Origin of the sequence: Pseudomonas anguilliseptica, assembly GCF_900105355.1 — a bacterium.
Classification (GTDB): domain Bacteria; phylum Pseudomonadota; class Gammaproteobacteria; order Pseudomonadales; family Pseudomonadaceae; genus Aquipseudomonas; species Aquipseudomonas anguilliseptica.
Genome location: NZ_FNSC01000002.1, coordinates 89,404 through 111,915, shown reverse-complemented (window position 1 = coordinate 111,915; position 22,512 = coordinate 89,404). Strand labels below are relative to the sequence as shown.

The 22,512-nt window shown below is 61.0% G+C and carries 23 protein-coding genes and 1 pseudogene; 6 read left to right on the top strand and 18 right to left on the bottom strand.

The window, feature by feature from the left end; genetic code table 11:
• Entirely contained in the window at nt 1–1,122 is a 1,122-nt protein-coding gene (locus BLW24_RS25010; protein ID WP_090387939.1) for an efflux RND transporter periplasmic adaptor subunit, read from the bottom strand.
• Nucleotides 1,123–1,213: 91 nt separating this feature from the next.
• On the opposite strand from BLW24_RS25010, the gene BLW24_RS25005 reads away from it, so the two are divergent.
• A complete protein-coding gene (locus tag BLW24_RS25005; protein WP_090387938.1) occupies nt 1,214–1,861 on the top strand; it encodes a TetR/AcrR family transcriptional regulator in 648 nt (215 codons plus the stop codon).
• A gap of 109 nt (nt 1,862–1,970) precedes the next feature.
• Here BLW24_RS25005 and BLW24_RS25000 read toward each other — a convergent pair whose 3' ends face one another.
• The gene (locus BLW24_RS25000; protein WP_090387937.1) at nt 1,971–2,759 is read right to left on the bottom strand and encodes a class I SAM-dependent methyltransferase; all 789 of its coding nucleotides are present in this window, start codon (nt 2,757–2,759) and stop codon (nt 1,971–1,973) included.
• 106 nt (nt 2,760–2,865) lie between these two features.
• Here BLW24_RS25000 and BLW24_RS24995 point away from each other — a divergent pair, with 106 nt between their 5' ends.
• The gene (locus BLW24_RS24995; protein WP_244161301.1) at nt 2,866–3,630 is read left to right on the top strand and encodes a hypothetical protein; all 765 of its coding nucleotides are present in this window, start codon (nt 2,866–2,868) and stop codon (nt 3,628–3,630) included.
• A gap of 28 nt (nt 3,631–3,658) precedes the next feature.
• Here the strand turns inward: BLW24_RS24995 and BLW24_RS24990 are convergent, their stop codons facing one another.
• The 7 genes from BLW24_RS24990 to ppc all read right to left on the bottom strand — a co-directional run bounded on the left by BLW24_RS24990 (nt 3,659) and on the right by ppc (nt 11,557).
• Nucleotides 3,659–4,519 carry a DUF72 domain-containing protein gene (locus BLW24_RS24990; RefSeq protein WP_090387936.1) on the bottom strand — a complete coding sequence of 287 codons (861 nt, stop codon included), beginning with the start codon at nt 4,517–4,519 and terminating at the stop codon, nt 3,659–3,661.
• Nucleotides 4,520–4,522: 3 nt separating this feature from the next.
• A complete protein-coding gene (locus tag BLW24_RS24985) occupies nt 4,523–4,864 on the bottom strand; it encodes a hypothetical protein (RefSeq protein WP_090387935.1) in 342 nt (113 codons plus the stop codon).
• Between the two features lie 133 nt (nt 4,865–4,997).
• A complete protein-coding gene (tsaB, locus tag BLW24_RS24980; RefSeq protein WP_090387984.1) occupies nt 4,998–5,678 on the bottom strand; it encodes a tRNA (adenosine(37)-N6)-threonylcarbamoyltransferase complex dimerization subunit type 1 TsaB in 681 nt (226 codons plus the stop codon).
• Nucleotides 5,679–5,853: 175 nt separating this feature from the next.
• Complete coding sequence (locus BLW24_RS24975; protein WP_090387934.1) at nt 5,854–6,639, bottom strand: 5'-nucleotidase, lipoprotein e(P4) family; 786 nt, start codon at nt 6,637–6,639, stop codon at nt 5,854–5,856.
• 232 nt (nt 6,640–6,871) lie between these two features.
• Nucleotides 6,872–7,852: an IS5 family transposase gene (locus BLW24_RS24970; RefSeq protein WP_090375425.1), complete on the bottom strand. Its 981-nt coding sequence runs from the start codon at nt 7,850–7,852 to the stop codon at nt 6,872–6,874.
• Nucleotides 7,853–8,027: 175 nt separating this feature from the next.
• The gene (adk, locus tag BLW24_RS24965) at nt 8,028–8,675 is read right to left on the bottom strand and encodes an adenylate kinase (RefSeq protein ID WP_090387933.1); all 648 of its coding nucleotides are present in this window, start codon (nt 8,673–8,675) and stop codon (nt 8,028–8,030) included.
• A gap of 245 nt (nt 8,676–8,920) precedes the next feature.
• Nucleotides 8,921–11,557, bottom strand: coding sequence for a phosphoenolpyruvate carboxylase (ppc, locus tag BLW24_RS24960; protein WP_090387932.1), 2,637 nt, complete (start codon nt 11,555–11,557; stop codon nt 8,921–8,923).
• A 159-nt stretch (nt 11,558–11,716) separates the two neighbouring features.
• Between ppc and BLW24_RS24955 the strand changes: the two genes are divergently transcribed.
• Nucleotides 11,717–12,058 (top strand): pilin assembly protein, encoded by a 342-nt coding sequence (locus tag BLW24_RS24955; protein ID WP_090387931.1) that lies wholly within the window; start codon nt 11,717–11,719, stop codon nt 12,056–12,058.
• A 2-nt stretch (nt 12,059–12,060) separates the two neighbouring features.
• Here the strand turns inward: BLW24_RS24955 and BLW24_RS24950 are convergent, their stop codons facing one another.
• The 7 genes and pseudogenes from BLW24_RS24950 to prfB form a co-directional block, all read right to left on the bottom strand.
• A complete protein-coding gene (locus BLW24_RS24950) occupies nt 12,061–12,366 on the bottom strand; it encodes a PA3694 family proteiin (protein WP_090387930.1) in 306 nt (101 codons plus the stop codon).
• Nucleotides 12,367–12,458: 92 nt separating this feature from the next.
• Nucleotides 12,459–13,205 carry a TIGR00266 family protein gene (locus BLW24_RS24945; RefSeq protein ID WP_090387929.1) on the bottom strand — a complete coding sequence of 249 codons (747 nt, stop codon included), beginning with the start codon at nt 13,203–13,205 and terminating at the stop codon, nt 12,459–12,461.
• Between the two features lie 204 nt (nt 13,206–13,409).
• Nucleotides 13,410–14,705, bottom strand: coding sequence for a flavohemoglobin expression-modulating QEGLA motif protein (locus BLW24_RS24940; protein WP_208600247.1), 1,296 nt, complete (start codon nt 14,703–14,705; stop codon nt 13,410–13,412).
• A gap of 17 nt (nt 14,706–14,722) precedes the next feature.
• Nucleotides 14,723–15,273, bottom strand: a pseudogene (locus tag BLW24_RS24935) (hypothetical protein).
• 30 nt (nt 15,274–15,303) lie between these two features.
• A complete protein-coding gene (locus BLW24_RS24930) occupies nt 15,304–16,017 on the bottom strand; it encodes a TetR/AcrR family transcriptional regulator (protein ID WP_090387928.1) in 714 nt (237 codons plus the stop codon).
• 127 nt (nt 16,018–16,144) lie between these two features.
• Nucleotides 16,145–17,647, bottom strand: a complete 1,503-nt coding sequence (lysS, locus tag BLW24_RS24925) for a lysine--tRNA ligase (protein ID WP_090387927.1) — start codon at nt 17,645–17,647, stop codon at nt 16,145–16,147.
• Nucleotides 17,648–17,724: 77 nt separating this feature from the next.
• Nucleotides 17,725–18,820 (bottom strand): peptide chain release factor 2 gene (prfB, locus tag BLW24_RS24920; protein ID WP_108486710.1). Its coding sequence is split into 2 segments (ribosomal slippage): nt 17,725–18,747 and nt 18,749–18,820, totalling 1,095 coding nucleotides; the frame shifts between segments, so codons are not numbered across the junction.
• 385 nt (nt 18,821–19,205) lie between these two features.
• Here prfB and BLW24_RS26755 point away from each other — a divergent pair.
• The 3 genes from BLW24_RS26755 to BLW24_RS26915 are packed head-to-tail and all read left to right on the top strand — an operon-like array spanning nt 19,206 to nt 20,770.
• Nucleotides 19,206–19,883 carry a PDC sensor domain-containing protein gene (locus BLW24_RS26755; protein ID WP_244161299.1) on the top strand — a complete coding sequence of 226 codons (678 nt, stop codon included), beginning with the start codon at nt 19,206–19,208 and terminating at the stop codon, nt 19,881–19,883.
• Between the two features lie 48 nt (nt 19,884–19,931).
• Nucleotides 19,932–20,591, top strand: coding sequence for a GGDEF domain-containing protein (locus BLW24_RS26750; protein ID WP_276326470.1), 660 nt, complete (start codon nt 19,932–19,934; stop codon nt 20,589–20,591).
• Nucleotides 20,564–20,770, top strand: a complete 207-nt coding sequence (locus tag BLW24_RS26915) for a diguanylate cyclase domain-containing protein (protein ID WP_276326469.1) — start codon at nt 20,564–20,566, stop codon at nt 20,768–20,770. Before BLW24_RS26750 ends, BLW24_RS26915 begins: the two co-directional genes overlap by 28 nt.
• A gap of 3 nt (nt 20,771–20,773) precedes the next feature.
• On the opposite strand, the gene BLW24_RS24910 is transcribed toward BLW24_RS26915, so the two are convergent.
• Together BLW24_RS24910 and BLW24_RS24905 are read right to left on the bottom strand one after the other, a co-directional pair.
• On the bottom strand, nt 20,774–21,568 hold the full coding sequence (locus BLW24_RS24910; RefSeq protein ID WP_139272759.1) for a hypothetical protein: 795 nt from the start codon (nt 21,566–21,568) through the stop codon (nt 20,774–20,776).
• A gap of 91 nt (nt 21,569–21,659) precedes the next feature.
• Complete coding sequence (locus BLW24_RS24905) at nt 21,660–22,397, bottom strand: tellurite resistance TerB family protein (protein ID WP_090387925.1); 738 nt, start codon at nt 22,395–22,397, stop codon at nt 21,660–21,662.
• Nucleotides 22,398–22,512 lie beyond the last annotated feature (115 nt).

The window sequence follows — 22,512 nt, the reverse complement described above, 5'->3', positions numbered from 1 at the left end:
TTACTCCTCGACCGTCAGATCGGCCTTGGCCGTCAGCTGTACCGCACGGTTGTCGCGGTCTACCGGACGCACCTGCTGGCCTTCACGCAGCACCTGGCCACCGGCTGCCACTACCCAGTCGGAGGCGCTCAGGCCTTCAAGCACCGGCACGGTCTTTTCGCCATAAGCGCCGATGCGCACGTCGGTGCGCTTGAGGGTGGAGCTCTGCGGATCGACCACCCAGACGTAGGGCTGGCCCTTCTCCGCCGTCAGCGCCGACAGCGGCACGGCCAGCGGCACATCACCGTTGTGGGCGATAAATACGCGGGCGCTCTGGCCCAGTTCGGCCGGCACCTTGCCTTCGACAAAAGCCACACGGGCAGCAAAGGTGCGCGACTGTGGATCGGCCGACGGCGACATCTCGCGGATACGCCCGGGGAAGCGCTGATCCGGCTGCGACCACAGTTCAACCGCGACATCCTGGCCGACCTTGAAACGCTCGAAGGCTTGCTCCGGCAGATTGATCAGCACTTCACGCTCGCCGTCAGCGGCCAGGGTAAACACGGTTTGCCCAGCGGCGACCACCTGACCAACCTCAACCATGCGCTGCGCCACCACGCCGTCCTGGGAGGCACGCAGCACGGCGTAACCGGCCTGGTTGTTGGCCACGTTGAATTCGGCGCGCACCTGCTTCACCCGCGCCTCACCGGAGCGATAGGTGTTCTCGGCATTGTCGTATTGCGAACGGCTGACCAGGTTGCGTGCCAGCAGCGCCTTGTAGCGATCACGCTCGGCACGCACCAGCTGCAGGTTGGCCTCGGCCGCTGCCACCTGGGCGCGGATGGCTTCCAGCTGCAGGCGCACGTCCTGCGGGTCCAGCTCGGCCAGGGGCTGATCCTTCTTCACTCGCGCGCCGACATCGACCAGACGCTTGGCCACCTTGCCACCGATACGGAACGCCAGCTCCGGCTCCAGGCGCGCGCGCACCTCACCGGGGTAGGCATCCATCAGATCGCCCGCCAGTTGCGGCTGCACCACCATGGCCGGGCGCACGGCAACCTTGGCGGGCTCGCCATTGCCGCAGGCAGCAAGCAACAGGATAAGACTGACAGGCAACGCAACAGACAGTGCATGACGAAACATGATGACCAACCTTTGTGGAGGCTTTTGAATAATTAAACTGACAGGTATAGTAAAAATAGCAAACTCACTAGTCCAGTATTAAAAACGACCAATGCCAAACAAAGTGTTACCAACCAGCGGCCCCGGCCGCCCGAAAGACCTGGCCAAGCGCAAAGCCATTCTGGAAGCGGCGAAGACCCTATTCCTCAGCAATGGTTATGACGGTAGCAGTATGGATGCGATTGCCGCGGAAGCCGGGGTTTCCAAGCTCACGGTGTACAGCCACTTCACCGACAAGGAGAAGCTGTTTGCCGCGGCGGTGCAGTCCAAATGCGAGGAGCAACTGCCTGAGCTGCTGTTCGAGCTGAACGACGAAGTGCCGGTGGCACAGCTGCTGCTGAATATTGGCCGGGGCTTCAATGAACTGATCAACAGCCGTGAGTCGGTGGAACTGCACCGGGTGATGGTGAGCCTGACGGCGCAGGACTCCAAGCTCTCGCGGATGTTCTACGAGGCCGGCCCGCAGCGCGTGTTGCACGGTATGGAAGAACTGCTGCGCAGCGCCGACCAGAGCGGCAAGCTGCGCGTACCGGATCCGCTGAGCGCGGCGGATCAGTTTTTCTGCCTGATCAAGGGCGGCGCCAACTTCCGCCTGCTGATCGGCTGTGGCGAGGCCCTGCAGGGCGCCGAGGCCGAAGCGCATGTGCGCGATGCAGTAGAGGTGTTTCTGCGCGCGTTCCGCGCCGAGCAAGCCTCGTAGGTTGGCACTGAGCCTGCGAAGCCCAACGCCAGGACGCTGAATGTGTTGGGCTTCGTGCCTCAACCCAACCTACGCAATGCGGCGCCTAACCCGTGAACAAGCTGCAAACTTACTCGCTGGCGGCTTGCAGTTTCTTCTTCGGGTAGATGTCGTAGCGGCTGGATTTACCTTCCAGGGCATACCCCGGCTTGGCGCCTTCAATCAGCGGGGCCTTGCGCGGGCGCTTGACCACGACCCGATGACTGGCCAGGTTCAGCGCCGCTTCCAGCAACGCAGGCGCATCCAGGTCATCGCCGACAAACGGACGGAACAGGCGCATCTCTTTCTTCACCAACGCGCTCTTGTCACGGTGCGGGAACATCGGGTCGAGGTAGATTACCTGCGGGGGCTCCCCCTGCCAGGCGCGCATCAGCTCGATGGCATTACCACCCCGCAGCTGCATCTGCGCGGCAATAGGCGCCACATCACGATCCAGCGCGGCGCGCGCCAGGCCATCTTCCAGCAGCGCGGCAATCAGTGGCTGACGCTCGATCAAGGTCATACGGCAACCCAGACTGGCCAGCACAAAGGCATCGCGGCCCAGGCCCGCCGTAGCATCCAGCACCGTCGGGCGCACCCCGGACTGCACCCCTACCGCCTTGGCGATCATCTGCCCACTGCCACCACCGAACAGCCGGCGATGCGCCACCGCGCCTTCGACAAAATCCACTTTCACCGGCCCTGGCGCCTGCGGGCCCAGCTCAACCAGCTGCAAGCCGCCCTCGCCCAGCTGCAAGGCAAACTCGCTGTCGCCGCCCAGCGGTAAACCCAGGCGCGCGGCCCAGGTTTCTGCTGCCGCCTGCAGATGGGGAGCCAGGGCTTGCATACGAATTCTGGCTATTAGCCGCTCATCACTCATCAGAAAATGTGCTCAAAAATCACTCAACTGACTGCAAAAGCAGCCGATAACCTGCCTGAGCGGCATTTTGCCAGACCCGGAAGCTTCCAGCCGCACCGAGTTCGCCATGTTTGATGTGATTTCCGCCCCACGCAGCGCCGCGCCATCGGCCGCCAACACCAGCTCAATTAGCGAGACGCTGGAGGATGGCAAGCGCGCCTCCCTGGATTACCAGATTCTGCGGCGCACCCTGATGCCCGATGAGGTGGAAGCCGAAGCGCCTGCCAAGGCGCCGGAAACACCCAGCGAGCCGCCCGCTGTCACCGCCCAGGCCAGCGACTTTCAGGAAATGGCAGCCCAGCGCGAGCTGGAGCTGAACGTCAACATCAACGCCGAACCGAAGAAAACCGATCCACTGGTGCTCGATCTGGCCGGCAACGGCTTCAGCACCAGCGGCCTGGCCCGCTCGGTACGCTTCGATCTGGATGCCGACGGCAAGCTCGACCAGATCAGCGTGCCCACCGGTGACGATGCCCTGCTTGCCTATGACCGCAACGGCAACGGCCGCATTGATGATGGCCGCGAGCTGTTCGGCGACCAGAATGGCGCAGCCAACGGCTTTGCCGAACTGCGCAAATACGATGATAACGGCGACGGCCGTATCGACAGCCAGGATGCAATCTTCGAGCGCCTGAGCCTGTTGCGCTTCGATGCTCAAGGCCGGCAATCCAGCCAGTCGCTGAGTGAAGCCGGTGTCAGCGCCATCAACCTGCAAGCACGCGACGTGAAGATTGCCCTGGGCGCCTATGACGAAATCGCCCAACTCGGCCGCTTCGAATTCGCCGACGGCCGCAGTGGTCAGGCCGCGGACCTGCTGCTCGCGCAACGCTGATCAAGCACCTCTGGTTATTTAGGCAGGCTCAAAGCAGGCCCAACTGTTCGACCTCATCCTCTAGCTGTATGTGTGGCAAGGCCGGCAATCCCGGCAAGCGCTGCATCAGCTGCTGATGAAAGCGCTGCGCAAGCTGCGGTGCCAGGCGGTTGTCCGAGGTGTGCAGAAAGACGTAAGGCGTGCGACCTTCCTCGATCCAACTCGCCACCTTGTCCAGCCAGGGCGCCATAAAGGGATCATTAGCCAGCAACTCGGGATGGCCAATAAAGCGCAGCTGCGGAGCCTGGCTAAAGGCTGTGGGCCGCAGCGGCAGGCGCGGCTTCTTCGCCTGGGCATGCAATACGGCCGGGGCTGTAGATACGCAGCTGAACAGCGCCCGAGAATCCAGACAGATACGTTCAATACCCCGGCCATGCAGCAGACGATTGAGGCTGCGCTCCTCCTCACCTTTGGCAAAGAACGCCGGATGACGCACCTCGACGGCCAACTCCTCGGCCTGCCAGGGCTCGATAAACGCGCTCAGCTCCGCCAAACGCTGCGGGCCAAAGCTGGCGGGCAGTTGTAACCAGAACGGCGCCACCCGCTTACCCAGCGCCGCCAGCAAGCGACAGAAATCCTCGGTGGCGCCTAGCTGGTCACGCAGGTCGCCGTTATGGCTAATGTCGCGCGGCAACTTGGCACAAAAGCGCAGATGCCCCGGAATGCGCTCGGCCCAACGGGCCACGGTATCGACGGAGGGCTTTGCATAGAAGGTGGTGTTGCCCTCAACGGCGTTGAACACCTGGGCATACAACGGAAGAAAGTCGGTGCTGCGACTGCCGTCTGGATACAAGGAACCGCGCCAGGCGGGCTCGCTCCATGACGGGCAACCGAGGTAGTAAGGCAGCATCAATTAGGCGTAAAGATCGAGGCCTAGCACCTGCTGGGCATCTGTCTCGCTGGCGAAACTGGCAGTTGAGCTATAGCTGGCCAAGGCCTGGGCGGCACGGTTGTTCAGCGGCGGCTGGTACAGCTGGTCTTGCAGACGCGATGGCAGGCTGTCGCTGCTGGCATTACTGGCTTCAACCTTGCGCGCCTGGGCGACCTGCTCAAAGCCCTGGGTGCTGGCGGGTGATGCGGGCTGCTCACGACGCTCCTCAATCTCGCGCTGCGCTTCGCGAAATGGCGTAACCGCAGAGCCTGGGCGGGCACTGCGGTCTGGCGAATAAGAGGAAGTAAAACCGTCGATACGCATCAGTTACTGCTCGGCTTGCTTAGCCAACGATGGACACAAGTGATGGCAATTTAGCCCCCGTAGACCGGCTTGGCAATCAAGCGCGGCGCAACACGGCAATATGCGCGACAGAAGGTGCCCGATGCCTAGCGGTTTAAACCGAGACTTTGGGCGTGGCCACCTGATCACGCAGGTAAACCGGCTGCGCCAGGTCAGCATCCAGCGCTTCACCGCGAGCCCAGGCAAAACGCGCCAGGTTGAGCAGGTCTTCGGCATGCGGCAGCATGGCGACATCCTGCCCAGTAACCGCAACTGGAATACGTGCGGCAAAGGTGCCCCAGCCAGTACCGGCGGCAAACCAGTCACCGCTAGCATCAACAGGCAAGCTGGCGTGTTCAGGAGGCAATACAGCCTCGACGCCGGCCAGGCGCATCTCACCCTGCTCGGCGCGGTAGCAGCCCCAATAGACCTCATCCATACGCGCATCAATGGCTGCAGCCACCTGCTGCGCACCATGCTCACGCAGGCTGCGCTGCGCCAATACGGCCAGATTGGACACCGGCAACACCGGGCGTTCCAGGGCAAACGCCAGCCCCTGCACCACGCCGATGGCAATCCGCACACCGGTAAAAGCGCCTGGGCCACGACCAAAGGCAATCGCATCAAGCGCCGACAACGGCACTTCGGCATCAGCCAGCAGCTGCTTGATCATCGGCAGCAGACGTTGGGCATGCAGACGCGGAATCACTTCGTAGTGGCTGAGCACCTGGCCGTTATGCAGCAGGGCAACGGAACAGGCTTCGGTGGCGGTATCCAGGGCCAGGAGAGTGGTCATTGCATTCGGACAGGTGACGAAATGGACGGGCATTAGACCGGCTTGAGGCATTTTTTTCCAGCGCAATCACTGCCACTCGCGCCTGCCACTCGCGCCTGCCACGCGAACGAACTCGCCGGATAGTTGGCACGCACCGGGCCCGAACGGACCCAGTGCGAACTATGTAAACAATGGCTTACCAGGGCTCGATAACGGTTTTGGCATCCCAGCCTTGCAAAGGCGCCTTGGACCAGGTGCCGTAGCTCGCATTGGGGAAGACAATCCACTCGGTGCCCCACTTGCTCGCCTCAGCAGCCACGGTGGCACGCTGATCGGCCAGTGGCGTCTTGCGGAAACGCCCATCGAAGTCATGCAGGGTGTCACCCAGCAGCAGCACGATCTTATGATCGGCACTGACAATGGCGCGACGCTCGACCTTGGGCGGGCCCAGCAGCAGCACGCTGTCTTCAGAGATCTGCGGCAACCCCAGCTTGCTCAGGGTGGCCAAGGTGTACTTCTTCTGCTCATCGGCACGGTCGGAGATATAGCGAATGGTCACCCCGAGCTTGTCGGCATGCTGCAGGAACTGCTTGGCGCCGGGAATCAGCGCCGGAGTGCCGTCGCGCTCCCAGGGCAGCCAGGTGTCCCAGGCGTCATAGGTGTGACAGTTGGCCAGGTCACGCGCCAGCAGCGCGCTGTTATCAATGACGGTTTCGTCCAGGTCGGTGACGATGGCCAGCTTGGACGGATCTTTCGCCGCTGCCACAGCCGCATCCAGCTTCAGGGTGGCGATGTTATAGGCCTGCAGTTGCAGGGCCTGAACTTCCGCCGATTGCTGCTGGAAACGCAGGCCCATGGTGAACTCGGCAACACTGCAATCAGTCTTGAGCTGCGCCGGGGTTTCGGCAAACACTGCCGGGCTCCCCGCCAGCACTAATGCAAGGCCCAACCAGATAGCACTCTTTGCTGTTTTCTCGGTCATTGAACGCGCTCTCTTCCTTAGTGTGGGTTAAGGCTTGACGTCTATGACCATCGCATCCTGGTATAGACCAAACCGATGCTAACTTAGGGATGGTCTGAAGTAGCCATGTATTTCTGGCTGACTTCAGCCCCGCCGATTTTGAAAGCGGCAAATCGATCAAAAACGATCAGATTACCCATTCATTTCTGTGTTTTTAGCCGCCGCGAGTAGCTCGCGGCAGCCATTTCCCGCATTACAGGCGCACCTCTCCTGCATTGGTCAGTAAATGTCGGCGTGCCATCCACAGGTTCGACAGCGCGAACAGCGTCACCAGTTGCGCCGTGTTCTTGGCCAAGCCACGGAAGCGTGTCTTTACATAACTGAACTGACGCTTGATCACCCGGAACGGGTGCTCAACCTTGGCGCGCACCTGGGCCTTGGCCTTCTCGATCTTGCGTTTGGCTTTGTACAGCGGGCTGCTCTTACCCAGCTTCTTATAGGTGCTGCGGCGGGCAGCAACCTGCCAGATCACCTCGCGCCCATCATGTTCGGGGCGCTTTTCGACGCCGGTATAACCCGCATCGGCGCACACCACGTTTTCCTCGCCGTGCAGCAACTTGTCGACCTGAGTGACATCCGCCACGTTGGCCGCCGTGCCTACCACGCTGTGTACCAGCCCCGACTCGTCATCCACGCCAATGTGCGCCTTCATGCCGAAGTAGTATTGGTTGCCCTTCTTGGCCTGGTGCATCTCTGGGTCGCGTTTGCCGTCCTTGTTCTTGGTCGAACTCGGCGCATTGATCAGCGTGGCATCGACGATGGTGCCTTGGCGCAACGACAGGCCACGGTCGCCAAGATAGCCATTGATGACGGCCAGGATGCCGGCAGCCAACTCATGTTTCTCCAGCAGACGACGGAAGTTGAGGATGGTGGTTTCGTCGGGGATACGTTCCAGACTCAGCCCGGCGAACTGCCGCAGGATAGTGGTCTCGTACAGCGCTTCTTCCATCGCCGGGTCGCTGTAGCCGAACCAGTTCTGCATCAGGTGCACACGTAGCATCGCCATCAGCGGATAGGCCGGCCGACCGCCTTCACCCTTGGGGTAATACGGTTCGATCAGTGCGATCAAACCCTTCCACGGCACCACCCGATCCATCTCGATCAGGAACAACTCTTTGCGGGTCTGCTTGCGTTTGCCGGCGTACTCGGCATCGGCGAAGGTCATTTGCTTCATCGGAAAACTCGGCGGGTGGCGTCCGGGCATTTTGCCAAAATCAGGAAGTCTTATTCAGAGTTTCCTTAGGTGAGCAAGGTTACTGTTCTATGAACGACGCTCAGCGAACCCAGCGCGCCAACCGCAGAAACGACAACGGCCCGCAAAGCGGGCCGTTGGCTGACTGCAACAAGGCTTAGCTGAGCGCAGCGAGCACCTTGGCTGTGATCTCGTCGACCGAGCCAACGCCGGCGATAGCGCTGTACTTAGGCGTACCGTCAGCGGCGGCGAGCTTCTGATAGAAGTCCACCAGCGGTTTGGTCTGCGAGTGATAGACCGACAGGCGATGACGCACGGTTTCTTCTTTATCGTCGTCACGCTGGATCAGCGCTTCACCGGTTTCGTCGTCAATACCGGTGACTTTCGGCGGATTGTGCTCGGTGTGATAAACGCGACCCGAAGCAGGGTGCACGCGACGGCCAGCGATACGGCCGACGATTTCTTCGTCATCAACGGCGATTTCGACTACGTTGTCGATGGTCACGCCAGCTTCTTTCAGGGCTTCGGCCTGAGGAATAGTGCGCGGGAAGCCATCGAAGAGGAAGCCATTGGCGCAATCGGCCTGGGCGATGCGCTCCTTGACCAGATTGATGATCAGGTCATCGGAAACCAGACTGCCGCTGTCCATCACGCTTTTGGCAACCAGGCCCAGTTCAGTGCCGGCCTTGACCGCAGCACGCAGCATGTCACCGGTGGAGATTTGCGGAATACCAAATTTCTTGGTGATGAAACCAGCTTGGGTACCTTTACCGGCACCGGGCGCCCCCAGCAAAATCACACGCATCGATGTGCTCCTCAAGATTTAAGTAAAAATCGTCGGACTCGCCTCGTGGGGCCAATCTCAGAATTGTTCAAGCAGCGCTGCCAAACTAGGCCAGAGTGCCGAAAGGCCGCTCAAGATACACAGCGCACCCATAGCGCACAAGCCACCGAAAGTCGGATACACCTGCGACCACTTCTAGCAGGTAGTGCTTTCTGCCGCGCACTACATCTGCACGACCGAAAGCACGACTGCCCTTATCAATCCACTTAGCCGGTATTACGCAACCCGGCCGCTATACCCGCCACACTGACCAGCAACGCCTGTTCCAGAGGGCTGTCAGCCTGATTGCCGCGCAGCCGCGAGCGCGCCAGCAGCTCGGCCTGGAGCAGGTGCAACGGGTCCAGGTAGGTGTTGCGCACACTGATCGACTCCAGGGTTTCCGGGCTGTGCGCTAACAGCTGCGACTGACCGGTCAAACCCAGCACTGCGACGACCGCCTGCGACAATAGGCCGCGTAGATGCGCACCCAGCGGACGCAGGGCTGGCTCGACCAAACGCTCGTCATACAACTGGGCGATGGGCTCGTCCGCCTTGGCCAGAACCATTTCCAGCATGTCGATGCGGGTGCGAAAGAACGGCCAGTGTTCGCGCATCTGCCCGAGCAGCTCGCCTTCGCCGCGTTGAAAGGCGTTGTCCAGTGCCGCTTCCCAGCCCAGCCAGGCTGGCAGCATCAGGCGCGTTTGCGTCCAGGCGAAAATCCAGGGAATCGCCCGTAGGCTCTCGACGCCACCCTCGCGGCGCTTGGCCGGGCGGCTGCCCAGGGGCAAGCGACCCAGCTCCTGCTCCGGCGTGGCCTGACGGAAATAGTCGACGAATTGCGGGTGTTCACGCACCACCGCGCGATAGGCACTGACGCCATCACTGGCCAGTCTATCCATCAGCGCACGCCAGGCCGGCTCCGGGCTGGGCGGCGGCAACAAGGTAGCCTCCAGCACGGCGGCGAGATACAGATTGAGGTTCTGCTCGGCGATATCCGGCAGGCCGAATTTGAAACGAATCATTTCACCCTGTTCAGTGGTGCGGAAACGCCCCGCTACCGAGCCAGGCGGCTGCGACAGAATTGCCGCATGCGCCGGGCCGCCACCGCGCCCCACGGTGCCGCCACGACCGTGGAACAGCAGCAGTTCGACATCCTGTTCGCGACAGACCTGCACCAGGGTTTCCTGAGCACGGTACTGCGCCCAGGCCGCCGCGGTGGTGCCAGCGTCCTTGGCGGAGTCGGAATAGCCGATCATCACCTCCTGCGGCCCGTGCAAGCGCGCGCGATAGCCATGCAGCGCCAGCAGCCGGCTGATTACCGGGCCGGCGTTGTCCAGGTCAGCGAGCGTTTCGAACAATGGCACCACGCGCATCGGCCGTTGCAACCCGGCTTCCTTGAGCAGCAACTGCACCGCCAGCACATCGGAGGCCGCACCGGCCATGGAGATCACGTAGGAACCCAGCGATGCAGCAGGCGCGCCAGCTACTTCACGGCAAGTGGCCAGCACCTCTTCGGTTTCGCCGCTGGGTTTGAAGTGGCCGGGCAACAGCGGCCGGCGGTTCTCCAGCTCTTTCAGCAGAAACGCCAGGCGCGCCTCTTCATCCCACTCAGCGTAACGGCCCAGACCGAGGTAATCGGTGATTTCACTCATGGCGGCGGCGTGGCGACTGGAGTCCTGACGCACATCCAGACGCACCAGAAACAGACCGAAGGTTGCCGCGCGGCGCAGGCAATCGAGCAGCGGGCCATCGGCAATCACACCCATGCCGCATTCATGCAGCGACTGGTAGCACAGCGTCAGCGGCTCCAGCAGCTCGCGGTTGTCCTGCAGCACGGCTGCGGGCGCCGGGATCGGCTCATGCAGCGCGGCCTGGGCCCAGCTGCGGGTAGCACGCAAATGCTCACGCAGCTGTTTGAGCAGACTGCGATAGGGTTCGGCACTCGCCCCCACCCGCGCCAGCAGCGCCGGGCTGGCCTGCTGCATGGACAACTCGGCCGCCAGGTTATCGACATCGCGCAGGTACAGGTCTGCTGCCATCCAGCGCGCCAGCAACAGCACTTCGCGGGTAATCGTGGCCGTGACATTCGGGTTGCCATCACGGTCGCCACCCATCCAGGACGCGAAGCGAATCGGCGCAGCATCCAGCGGCAGGTGCAACCCGGTGGCGCTATGCAGCACCTGGTTGGCCTTGCGCAGCACATTGGGAATGGCGTGCCAGAGCGAATGTTCGATCACCGCAAAACCCCATTTGGCTTCATCCACCGGGCTCGGCCGGCTGCGGCGGATTTCTTCGGTGTGCCAGGCTTCGGCAATCAACCGCTGCAGGCGCTGCTTGACCTGCTCACGCTCGACCGCCGAGAGGTCGCTATGGTCGCCGGCTGCCAGCTGCTCGGCCATCGCGTCGTATTTCTGAATCAGCGTGCGCCGCGCCACTTCGGTGGGGTGCGCGGTCAGCACCAGCTCGATATCCAGGCGGCCGAACTGGCGGGCCAGGGCCTCGCCCTTGTGACCATTACGGGATAGTCGCTGCAGCAGGTCGGCGAGAATATTGTCTTCAAACGGCTGCGCTTCACCCGGCGCGCGGCGGCGCACGCGGTTGTACTGCTCGGCGATATTGGCCAGGTTGAGAAACTGGTTGAACGCCCGCGCCACCGGCAGCAGCTCATCATCTTCCAGTTGGTTGAGGGTTGCACTGAGTTGCTCTGCACCCTCCTGCGAACCACGGCGCGAGGCCTTGGCGCCCTTGCGAATGCGCTCGATCTTGTCGAGAAAAGCGGCGCCATGCTGCACGCTGATGGTGTTACCCAATAGTTCGCCGAGCTGGTGGACGTCCTCGCGCAGACGCGCGTCGATTTCTGCCATGAGTGTTACCTCCGCTGATCCTGTCTCCAGAGTGCCCAGCGCGCCAACTTCTTACAAGTGCGCGACGCCTTGGCCGCACTTATCGGGGCAGGCACTAGTCTTAGTTAAGCAAGCCCGCCCAGATTGAAACGGCGGGCATAGAACAGACACGAGGCAATCATGAAGATTCGCGAGCTTGTTCAGCACTGGCAGGAAAATGCCCAGGGGCGGCTGAGCGCAACGCCTTATCAGATACGACTAGACCTGGAAGCCGAAGCGCGCCTGGCAGCCTTGCAGGAAATGTACCCCAAGCACCACATTGAAGAGCTGATCGGGGAATTGCTCGGCGCGGCACTTGATGAGCTGGAGGCCAGCCTGCCTTACGTCCAAGGCAGCAAGGTGGTGGCCAGCGATGAACAGGGCGACCCGCTATATGAAGACGTCGGCCTGACGCCGCGCTTCCTTGCCCAGTCACGCCGGCATTTGCAGCGTCTTAGTGAACAGCAGAAGCAGGCGGGCTGAGCTTACTGACCTTCGCTGCAACGCACGGCCTGCTTGCGTTGGTCGACCAGTACGCCACTCAGGCCCTTCTGCTCCAGATCAAACAGCACCAGCACGCCATCGATGCACTGGGCGACCTGGCTGGCAGGTTTGAGCGAGACCTTATAGTCCTCACCCGGCACCGTCTTGAGCATGGTGAACTCGGACAGCAGCAAGGCATCTTCCGGCTTGGCGATATGCAGGTAGCCGTAATAACCGAGCACAGCCACCGTGGCGCAGATGCTGCCAATACCGGTAAGGATCAGCGGGATGGGGTTTACTTCACTCATAACAGGCTCTCGGTTTTTTCAGTTAGCGGGCTAAGCACAGGCGGCGCAGCTTGCAGCAAACATTCACGCCTGCAAAGGCCCAGATTGCCGCATCATTTACCGCCCGCGCGCACTTCCTCGCGGGCCTTGAAGGTCGCTTCATAGATGCACTCGGCCAGGCGCGAGAACGGCAGGCTCTGCACCCACACCGTACCAGTGCCCTTGAGGGTCGCGAGGAGGATGCCCTCGCCGCCAAACAGCATGCTTTTCAGGCCGCAGGCCAAGGCGATGTCGTAGTCGATGCCGCTGGTAAATGCCACCAGGCAACCGGTGTCCAGGCGCAGGGTTTCGTTGTTCAACTCCTTGCGAATCACCGTGCCTCCAGCATGCACAAAGGCCAGGCCGTCACCTTCGAGCTTCTGCAGAATAAAACCCTCGCCGCCGAAGAACCCGGCGCCCAGGCGTTTGTTAAAGCTGATACCGACAGCTGTGCCGCAGGCAGCGCAGAGAAAGGCGTCTTTCTGGCAGATCAGCGTGCCGCCATGCTCGGCCAGCTGGATCGGCACCACAGTGCCGGGGTACGGCGCAGCAAAGGCCACGCGCGCCGGAGTTTTACCGGCATTGGAGAAGCGCGTCATAAACAGCGACTCACCCGTGAGCATGCGCTTGCCCATGCCCCACAGTTTGCCCAGCACCCCCGTGGCCGCACCATCGCCCAGGCGTGTTTCAAAGCGAATGCCGTCGGTCATGTAATTCATTACACCGGCTTCGGCGATCACCGTTTCGCCCGGATCGAGAATGACCTCCACGCTCTGCGCAGAGGCGCCAAGGATTTCGTAGTCGAGTTGATGGCTGGGCATGCAGGGCTCCTGGCAATTAGACGAGGATTCGGTGAAGGCTCCCCGGATGCCATCCGGGCTGCAAAACGACCTGACCTCACTGGATGAAAGCGTCGCGAGCGAAGAGCAGGCAAGGCAAAGATGAGGCCGGAAAGCGGAGTTTACTGCTGTAAATGAGCATCTCCGGCCTCATCTTCAACGCCGCATGATCGAGCGCAGCAGCTTTCAGAGGATATTGGCGTAGTCGGCTTCGATCCGATCAAGGCTTAGGTGGTTCAAAAAATTGGAGAAGCACATCCAGGCCGACAGCGAATTGAGGTCACTGAATTGCGGCGGCAGGTACTTGGGTGCAACAACCTGCCCTTCATCCACCAACTGGCGTAGGGTGCGCATGTCTTCCAGGGTGGTCTTGCCGCAGAATAACAGCGGAATCTGCTCCAGCTTGCCTTTGCGCACGGCCAGCTGGATGTAGTTGTAAATCATGATGAAGCCTTTCAAATAGGACAGATCCTTGGTGAAAGGCAGGCCGTTGGGGGTAGAGCCCCGGAACACGCGGCTGCCGTTGCTGTAGCTGTCTTCCTGACTGAAGCCTTGTTCGCGGTAGAAATCGAAGACCTGCAGGAAATCCGCGCCCTCTTCGGCCATATGGATGGCACGGGTGCGATTGGTCAGCTTGCGTAGACGGGTTGGGTAAGAGGCGAAGGTGATCACTTCCATCAAAATCGCCAAGCCTTCCTGGGTCACCGTGGACGAGGGCGGGCCCTTGGCCAGAAAGGTGCAGACCGGTTGGCTTAAGCCATTCAGGGTGGTGGCCACATGCACCAGCCCCTCATGCACTTCCAGGGCTTTTACATCGCGCTCATTGAACATCGCATCGGCGCGGATCTTGATGTAATCGGCACCAGCGGCCGCATCGGCGAGAATACCGTCGGACTCAAACACCCGAATAGTACTCTCCTCCTCACCAAACACCTTGTTCAGACGATGCTGCAGCAGGTTGACGGCCTCTTTGGCGGTCAGGGTCTTGGCTTCGTCCTTGAGGTCGCCGCGCTTGTCGATGTTATTGAGGAAGTCGGAAAACATCAGGCCCAGGTCGGCCAGAGTCGGATCGCCTGCATGGAAGGCGTCGGAAGCCGCGCCGTAGAGCTCCTGGCTGATCAGACCAAAGTCCTCGGTGCCGCGTGCTTCAAGCATGCGAATGACCATGCGGTACTCGCGGCACATGCGCCGCATGATCTTGCCCACCGGGTTGAACTGGCCGAGCTGGCGGGTGATGTCACGCTCGATATTCTGGAACTCCAGCTTCTTTGCCGACGTATCAAAGGGCAGCGGCCGGTTGGCGTAGTAGGCATGGTCGACGGCGGGCAGCTTCTTGCCTTTATGCTTGAGAAACTCGCTGCGGATCGAGTCATCCCATTTCACCGCGTCCAGCACGCGAATCGGCGTCTGCGCTTCGACCAGACGGTCGGACAGCGCGCGCACGATCAACTGATAATCGTCCAACCCGGTGTGACTGTTCATGCGCTCCCCATCACTCACTAGTCGCCCGCCCGCTGATAACGCGCGACCTCGATAAATACATCCGAATTGGCCTGATCGTCGAGGTAGCTGAACACCTGCTCCAGCGGACTGCTGATCAGCACGCCATCGCCTTCAGCGCCATCAATCACCTCACCCTGCAACGCGCCCTGCTCCAGCTCCTGAAGGACCCGGTCGACATCCAGGTTGTAGATCACCAATTCATTGTTGGTGGTCAGCTCGAAGCCAGCGATGGCGAAGTTTGCCCCCAGGCTTTTCGGCAGGCCGGCCGAAAGGTACCAGCGACGGCCATGGTGGGCCACGGTGAAGCCGTATTCTTCAACACTGTCGAGGTTATCCAGGCTGTCGACATAAGCCCGCGCCTTATAGACGTTGGAGCCGGCACGGGTGATCTGCAGATACAGCTGCTCGCCCCACTCGTCTTGCGCGACCACTCGCCGAGCAAGGGAATCGGGGCAGCTTCATTGGCGGGAATCGGGTCCTTGAAGGTCACCAGACAGCCACCAAGCAGCAGGAAGGACACGGCAAGCAGCGCGCGCCAGGCTTTCATTCAGCTCTCCTTGTGAACGGATTTAGTGGGCTATAGCCCCAGCACCAGATGCATATAACGTTTAAGCATGGCCAACATCTCTTCACTGTCCAGATGATCGACACCATCGAGCAGGCCCTGATACTCCATGCGCACAATAATCGCCGTCAAGAGCTTGGCATCCTGCTCCGCCTGCTGCGAACCCAGCACCTCGAAGAAGTGCGTCACGCCTTGCAGCAGAATCTGCCGATGGGCGCGCAACAGCCCGTGCAGGCGCGGGTTAAGCAAAGCCTCCTGCTGAAAGGCCTGCTCGGCCAGCAGGTGTTCACGACGAGTCAGCAACTGCTGGCGCACATACTCCACGGCTAACCGGGCAATCTCATTGGCCAGACGCCGACGCGCCTCGGCGCTGCCATCCAGGCGGCTAACCTGCTCACGCAGCAGCCCTTCGGTACTGCTCCAGAACTGGCCCATGTGCGCCGCGCTGCGCTCAACGAACTGAGCGAAGGTATCGGTGATCAGATCGTTGATGTCTTTGAAGTAATAAGTAGTCGCCGAGAGAGGTACTTCGGCTTCTGCAGCCACCGCACGATGGCGGACGGCACGTACGCCTTCACGCACGATAATGCGCATGGCGGCATCGAGAATGGCCTGACGGCGCTGTTCACTGCCCTGTCGGCTGGCTTTGCGGCCGTGGTACTGCACGCTCTCAGCGACGGCGTTGGCCACCAGGGTGGCGCTTTCTTGGGCGGGCTTAGCTGTCACAGCAGGACGATCCTCTGTCGTTTATTCAAGATTACTAATGACTTAGTCAGTAAATCGCAAAAACAATCCATCTGCAGGCAATAAAAAGTCAGGTAATAAAAAGCCGCCCGGAGGCGGCTTAGCAACATCAGGCCTGCGGGCGCATGTGCGGGAACAGGATCACGTCGCGAATCGACGGTGAATTGGTCAGCAGCATCACCAGACGGTCGATACCAATACCCTCACCGGCTGTCGGCGGCATGCCGTACTCCAGGGCGCGGACGAAGTCGGCGTCGAAGTGCATGGCCTCGTCGTCGCCGGCGTCCTTGTCGGCCACCTGCTGCATAAAGCGCGCGGCCTGGTCTTCGGCATCGTTGAGCTCGGAGTAGGCGTTGGCGATTTCGCGGCCGCCGATAAACAGCTCGAAGCGGTCGGTGACGCTCGGATCGTCGTCGCTACGACGGGCCAGCGGCGAGACTTCGAACGGGTAGCGGGTAATGAAGTGCGGCTGCTCCAGCTTGTGCTCGACCAGCTCCTCGAAAATCATCACCTGCAGCTTGCCCAGGCCTTCGAAGCCGAGCACCTTGGCGCCGGCCTTCTTGGCGATCTCACGAGCGCGGTCGATGTCGTTGAGATCGGCAGCGGTGATTTCCGGGTTGTACTTGAGGATCGAGTCGAACACCGACAGGCGCACGAACGGCTCGCCGAAGTGGAACACCTTGTCGCCATAGGGCACGTCGGTAGTTCCCAGAATCAGCTGGGCCAACTCGCGGAACAGCTCCTCGGTCAGGTCCATGTTGTCTTCGTAGTCGGCGTAGGCCTGGTAGAACTCGAGCATGGTGAACTCGGGATTGTGCCGAGTCGAAACACCTTCGTTACGGAAGTTGCGGTTGATCTCGAACACTTTTTCAAACCCGCCAACAACAAGCCGCTTGAGGTACAGCTCCGGGGCGATACGCAGGAACATCTGCATATCCAGGGCGTTGTGGTGGGTCTCGAACGGCTTGGCCGCAGCGCCGCCGGGAATGGTCTGCAGCATCGGCGTTTCGACTTCGAGGAAGTCGCGCTTCATCAGGAAGCTGCGGATGTGGGCGATCACCTGGGAACGCACGCGGAAAGTCTGGCGCACATCTTCGTTGACGATCAGGTCGACATAGCGCTGGCGGTAGCGCTGCTCGGTGTCGCTCAGGCCGTGGTGCTTGTCCGGCAGCGGGCGCAGCGATTTGGTCAGCAGGCGCACGTCGGTCATTTCCACATACAGGTCACCCTTGCCGGAACGAGCCAGAGTGCCAACGGCGGAGATGATGTCGCCCATGTCCCAGGTTTTCACCCCGGCCAGGGTTTCTTCGGAGAGGGTCTTGCGGTTGACGTAGAGCTGGATGCGTCCGGTCATGTCCTGAATCACCATGAACGAGCCACGGTTGAGCATGATGCGCCCGGCCACCTTGACCGGAATGGCAGCCTCGGCCAGCTCTTCCTTGGTCTTCTCGGCGTACTGTTTCTGCAGGTCGGCGCAGTAGTTGTCGCGGCGGAAGTCGTTGGGGAAGGCATTGCCCTGCTCACGGATGGCAGCAAGCTTTTCCTTGCGCTGGGCAATCAGCTTGTTTTCGTCCTGTTGCAGTTCGTTCTGGTCGAGTTGTTGGTCGCTCATGGTCGTCTATCTGCCTGGCATCTAAATCAAAGGGGTTACTGGCCGGAGCGAGCTGAGCTCACTCCGGCGGGAACGGATCAAAGGCCCTGCTTCAGGCTGGCCTCGAGGTACTGGTCGAGGTCGCCATCGAGCACCTTCTGGCAATCGCTGCGTTCGACGCCAGTACGCAGATCCTTGATGCGCGAGTCATCAAGCACGTAGGAGCGAATCTGATGCCCCCAGCCGATATCCGACTTGGAGTCTTCCAGGGCCTGAGACGCGGCGTTGCGCTTCATCATTTCCAGCTCGTACAACTTGGCCCGCAGCATTTTCATGGCGGTGTCCTTGTTGGCGTGCTGCGAGCGCTCGTTCTGGCACGCCACCACGGTGTTGGTCGGTACGTGGGTGATACGTACAGCCGAATCGGTGGTGTTGACGTGCTGACCACCGGCGCCGGAGGAGCGATAGGTATCGATGCGCAGGTCCGACGGATTGATCTCGATCTCGACCTTGTCGTCGATCTCGGGCGACACGAACACCGCCGAGAACGAGGTGTGGCGACGGGCGCCTGAGTCGAACGGGCTCTTGCGCACCAGACGGTGCACGCCGATTTCGGTACGCAGCCAACCAAAGGCGTATTCGCCTTTTATATGCACAGTGGCGCCCTTGATACCGGCGACTTCACCTTCGGACAACTCGACGATCTCGGCGCTGAAACCGCGCTTGTCAGCCCAGCGCAGGTACATGCGCAGCAGGATATTGGCCCAATCTTGCGCTTCTGTACCGCCGGAGCCGGCCTGGATGTCCAGGTAGCAGTTGTTCGGGTCCATCTCGTGGCTGAACATGCGGCGGAATTCCAACTTCTCGAGAATTTCGCGCAGGCGTTCGATTTCAGCAGCGACGTCGTCGACCGCGCCCTGGTCGTCTTCTTCGACGGCCATATCGAGCAGGTCGCGCGAATCGGCCAGGCTGCCGGTCAGATCGTCGATGGTTTCGACTATCTGCGCCAGCGTGGCGCGCTCACGGCCCAAGCTCTGGGCGTATTCGGGTTTGTTCCAGACGTTCGGGTCTTCGAGTTCGCGGTTTACTTCGACCAGACGATCATGCTTGTGATCGTAGTCAAAGATACCCCCGAATAGTCTGGGTGCGCTCGGACAGGTCCTTGATGCTATTAAGGATCGGGTTGATTTCCATGGCTGGCAGCACTCGTAGGTCAAACTTTCGGAAAAGCCGGCGAGTATACCCCAGTCGAATCAGCCCTTGCAGCCCGCAATTGGCGCTGGCGCACAACAGTGCAGACCAACGGCGCACTATACTCAGAACCTGTCGACTATCTGCTGCGCGTCGGCCGTGCTGCGTTAAAAACCGCCTCGGGATGCTCATGTACAGCTCGTACACTCCGCTCCCTCGCCTGTTTTTGCCTTGCCCGGCTCTAGCTCGCGAGATCGTCAACAGGTTCTAAGGCCTGCCTTTACACTGCCTGTCCGCCCACAGGAGCCGTCGTGCCATGAGTTCATCGCACAGCCTGCGTAGTCGCTTTGCTATTTTGATCGCCCTGCTGGTTGCCAGTCTGAGCTGATTGCTCGGCGCCCTGATTGGCCAGGACGCCAGTCAGCGTATCCGCGAGGAAGTCGGCCGCGACCTGGCCGAAGTCTCCTTTATGATGGTCGACCGCCTGGACCGTGACATGCAGAGCCGCGCCGCCATGCTCCAGGTGATCGGCAAACTGCGCGCACTGCGCCAGCCGGACGATATCGTCGAGGTTCGCGTATTGCTCGACCGCCTGCAGACCGAGTTCCCCAGCATCGCCTGGATCGGCTTTACCGACACCAAGGGCACGGTGCTGGCCTCCAGCGATGGTGTGCTGGAAGGTGCCAGCATCGCCCAGCGCCCGGTTTTCATGGAAGCGCAGAAAACCGTGTTTATCGGCGACGTGCATGAGGCCGTGCTACTGGCCAAGCTGCTGCCCAACCCGACTGGCGAGGCGATGAAGTTCGTCGACATCAGCCTGCCAGTGTTTGCCGCGGATGGCAGCCTGGTGGGCGTGCTGGCTTCGCACCTGTCCTGGTCATGGGCCGACGAAGTACGCCTATCCATCCTCGAACCGATCCAGAAGCGCCGCAATGTCAAGTTCTTCGTGATCGGCCAAGACCGTACCGTGCTGCTCGCCCCCAAGGAAATGATTGGCCAACGCCTGCACCTGCCGGCCCTCAACGAAGTGGCGCAACGCCAGGACCTCTGGGCCGTGCAGGAATAGCCGGACGGCAAGCAGTACCTGACGGGCCTGGCGCTAAGCCAGGGCCATATGGATTACAAAGGCCTGGGCTGGACGGTGATCGCCCGCCAGCCACTGGATGAAGCCTACGCCCCGGCGCGCGAAACAACGCGCTACATCCTGCTCTGGGGCAGTGGCCTGGCGCTGCTGTTCGCCCTACTCGGCTGGCTGGTGACCGGTTATTTCACCCGCCCCTTGCGGCAGATTGCCGAAGCGGCGGATCGCCTTAGCGCTGGTGAAATCAGCGTTATCCCTGAACTGAAAAGCACCCGCGAGATCGAGATCCTCAGCAACTCGATTCGCCATCTGGTGGAAAGCCTGACCCACCAGCAAAACGCCCTCGGCGTCATGGAAAACCTTGCTCACCAGGACGCGCTCACCGGCCTGCCCAATCGAGTCGCCCTGGAAAGCTACTTACCACGCGCACAGCAACGCAGCCAGGCCAACAGCAATTGCCTGGCGTTGTTCTATCTGGATCTGGATGGTTTCAAGCCGATCAACGACCAGTTCGGCCATGCCGCAGGCGATCAGCTGCTACGTGAAGTGGCGGTACGCCTGCGCAGCTGCCTGCGCGAAGGCGATCTGGCCGCACGCCTGGGTGGTGACGAGTTCCTGATGGTGCTCCAAGTGCCCAGCGGTGAAGCCCTGAGTCAGGCACAACGGTGGCCGAACGCACCCTCGCGGCGCTAAGTGCGCCGGTCGATCTGGGCAACAATCAGGTTATGGTTGGCTGCAGCATCGGCGGCGCGCTATGGCCGCTGGACAGCAGCAACCTGGCCGAAGCACTGGAACTGGCCGACCAGGCCCTATACCGGGCGAAGCATGCAGGCAAGAACTGCGCAGTGTTCCACTCGGCCTACAAGCAATGAGGCTTATTTAGCCCGTAGGCGCAGCAACTGGTCCGCCATTTCGGCCGCATGCCGCTCGACCACCAGCGGCACCAGGTTGTCGTTGTAGCCGACCAGGCGCGAGTAGATAAACTTCCAGCGCGTCTGCGCCCGCTGCAAACGCTGTTGCTGCTCGCCGGTCAATTCAGTCGCCAGGGTGGCGAGTTCGGTATCGACCTGCTTGGCCAGCACGTCGATATCCTGATTCAGGTAATGCTGCTGTTGCTCGGGCAGGGTCTCGATATCACCAACATAAGCCCGCGCGGTGTAGCGCGCCGCCAGGTATTGCACCTTGGCCGGCAGGCTTTGCAAACGCAGATCCGCCGCAGACAATGGCTGCGCCAGGCCTTTCAGCAGTTGCTGCTCAAGTGCCTCCAAAGCCGCCACCAACTCGCGCTGAGCCTTGCTGTACTGGAGGTTGAACTCCCAGGGCAGGTCCGGCTCACTGGGGTTATAGGCTAGGGTTTGCTCGACCAATGCAGTAAAGGCTGCCAAGGGTGACTGCAACTGCTCCATCGCCAAGCGCGCCGAATCGGTCAGCGGCTGCGCCTGCAAGGTCGTCAGGCTTTCCCGCAGCTTGCTCAGGTCGGCCTGCACCTTGGCCGCCAGCTCGGCATGTCCGCCTTCACCGCGATGGATAAACAGATCAGTACTGGCGCGAAACACCTGCACCTGCGCCAGCTGCACTTGAGTCAGCGCCATATCAGGCGCGGAATGCACGATTGCGCTGAAAAGAACCAGCGCCAGACTCAGCAAACAATTGGTGTAGGTACGGCGCATCGGGCGTCCATCCATAGCGAGGAAAAACGCCAATTATAGGGAGGCCGCCGGTTAGCGGCCACACCCCTTGGCAAATGGCCGCTACGCGGTATTAGCCGGCCACCAGCTCTTGACGCACCTGAGCCTCAAGCTCGGCCTTTAGCGCCGGATCGAGCTTGAGCTGGCGAGCCAGCTCTTCCAGATAGGCGCGCTCCATAAAGTGCTCTTCATCGACCATCAGTACGCTGGCGATATACATTTCTGCGGCCATTTCCGGCGTACTGGCCGCGCGGGCAATTTCGGCGGGGTCCAGCGGCTTGTTCAATTCGGCCTGCAGCCAATGCTGCAATTCGGCGTCACTGGTGAGCTTGACCAGCTCGCCTTCGATCAACTGCCGCTCGCGAGCATCGACATGGCCATCGGCTTTGGCCGCGCCGACCAGTGCCTTGAGAATTGCCTGACTGTGCAGCTCGGCCTGCGGTGCCGGCAAACGATCCAGGGTTTGTGGCTCACCCTGCGGCGCATTGGCCTGCTGCGCCTGCCAGTTGTTGTAAGCCTTGTAGGCAACCACGCCGAGCGCGGCCAGGCCACCATAGGTCAGCGCCTTGCTACCCATCTTGCGTGCACTCTTGTTGCCCAGCAGCATGCCCAGCGCACCGGCGGCCAGCGCGCCACCACCCGCCCCCTTGAGCAGCGTACCCAGATCACCGCCCTGGCCACCTTTACCGGTGCCGCCAAGCAAACCGCCCAGAGCCCCACCTAAGCCACCGGTCGAGCCGCCTGCGGATTTCTGCTGCATCAGGTCCTGGCCGGATTTCAACAACTGATCAAGCAAGCCACGGGTAATCATCAAGCGCTCTCCCTAAAAAGTTGTGCAAACACACAGACTGATTCTAGAGACGGAGGTTTCTCGCCACCTAAGGATGGTCTGAAAAAGACTTCCTGATTTTGGCAAAATATCCGCA

Excerpts from the sequence above, each read along its gene's own strand:
- BLW24_RS24910 (WP_139272759.1), bottom strand. The coding sequence starts at position 21,568 with ATGCGCCGTACCTACACCAATTGTTTGCTGAGTCTGGCGCTGGTTCTT.
- ppc (WP_090387932.1), bottom strand. The coding sequence starts at position 11,557 with ATGGCAGAAATCGACGCGCGTCTGCGCGAGGACGTCCACCAGCTCGGC.
- tsaB (WP_090387984.1), bottom strand. The coding sequence starts at position 5,678 with ATGACCACTCTCCTGGCCCTGGATACCGCCACCGAAGCCTGTTCCGTT.
- BLW24_RS25000 (WP_090387937.1), bottom strand. The coding sequence starts at position 2,759 with ATGAGTGATGAGCGGCTAATAGCCAGAATTCGTATGCAAGCCCTGGCT.
- BLW24_RS24985 (WP_090387935.1), bottom strand. The coding sequence starts at position 4,864 with ATGCGTATCGACGGTTTTACTTCCTCTTATTCGCCAGACCGCAGTGCC.
- BLW24_RS24945 (WP_090387929.1), bottom strand. The coding sequence starts at position 13,205 with ATGCCCAGCCATCAACTCGACTACGAAATCCTTGGCGCCTCTGCGCAG.
- lysS (WP_090387927.1), bottom strand. The coding sequence starts at position 17,647 with ATGAGCGACCAACAACTCGACCAGAACGAACTGCAACAGGACGAAAAC.
- BLW24_RS24975 (WP_090387934.1), bottom strand. The coding sequence starts at position 6,639 with ATGACCGAGAAAACAGCAAAGAGTGCTATCTGGTTGGGCCTTGCATTA.
- BLW24_RS24955 (WP_090387931.1), top strand. The coding sequence starts at position 11,717 with ATGAAGATTCGCGAGCTTGTTCAGCACTGGCAGGAAAATGCCCAGGGG.
- BLW24_RS24905 (WP_090387925.1), bottom strand. The coding sequence starts at position 22,397 with ATGATTACCCGTGGCTTGCTTGATCAGTTGTTGAAATCCGGCCAGGAC.
- BLW24_RS25010 (WP_090387939.1), bottom strand. The coding sequence starts at position 1,122 with ATGTTTCGTCATGCACTGTCTGTTGCGTTGCCTGTCAGTCTTATCCTG.
- BLW24_RS24990 (WP_090387936.1), bottom strand. The coding sequence starts at position 4,519 with ATGCTGCCTTACTACCTCGGTTGCCCGTCATGGAGCGAGCCCGCCTGG.
- BLW24_RS26750 (WP_276326470.1), top strand. The coding sequence starts at position 19,932 with ATGGATTACAAAGGCCTGGGCTGGACGGTGATCGCCCGCCAGCCACTG.
- BLW24_RS24995 (WP_244161301.1), top strand. The coding sequence starts at position 2,866 with ATGTTTGATGTGATTTCCGCCCCACGCAGCGCCGCGCCATCGGCCGCC.
- BLW24_RS24940 (WP_208600247.1), bottom strand. The coding sequence starts at position 14,705 with ATGAACAGTCACACCGGGTTGGACGATTATCAGTTGATCGTGCGCGCG.
- BLW24_RS25005 (WP_090387938.1), top strand. The coding sequence starts at position 1,214 with ATGCCAAACAAAGTGTTACCAACCAGCGGCCCCGGCCGCCCGAAAGAC.
- BLW24_RS24970 (WP_090375425.1), bottom strand. The coding sequence starts at position 7,852 with ATGAAGCAAATGACCTTCGCCGATGCCGAGTACGCCGGCAAACGCAAG.
- adk (WP_090387933.1), bottom strand. The coding sequence starts at position 8,675 with ATGCGTGTGATTTTGCTGGGGGCGCCCGGTGCCGGTAAAGGTACCCAA.
- BLW24_RS24950 (WP_090387930.1), bottom strand. The coding sequence starts at position 12,366 with ATGAGTGAAGTAAACCCCATCCCGCTGATCCTTACCGGTATTGGCAGC.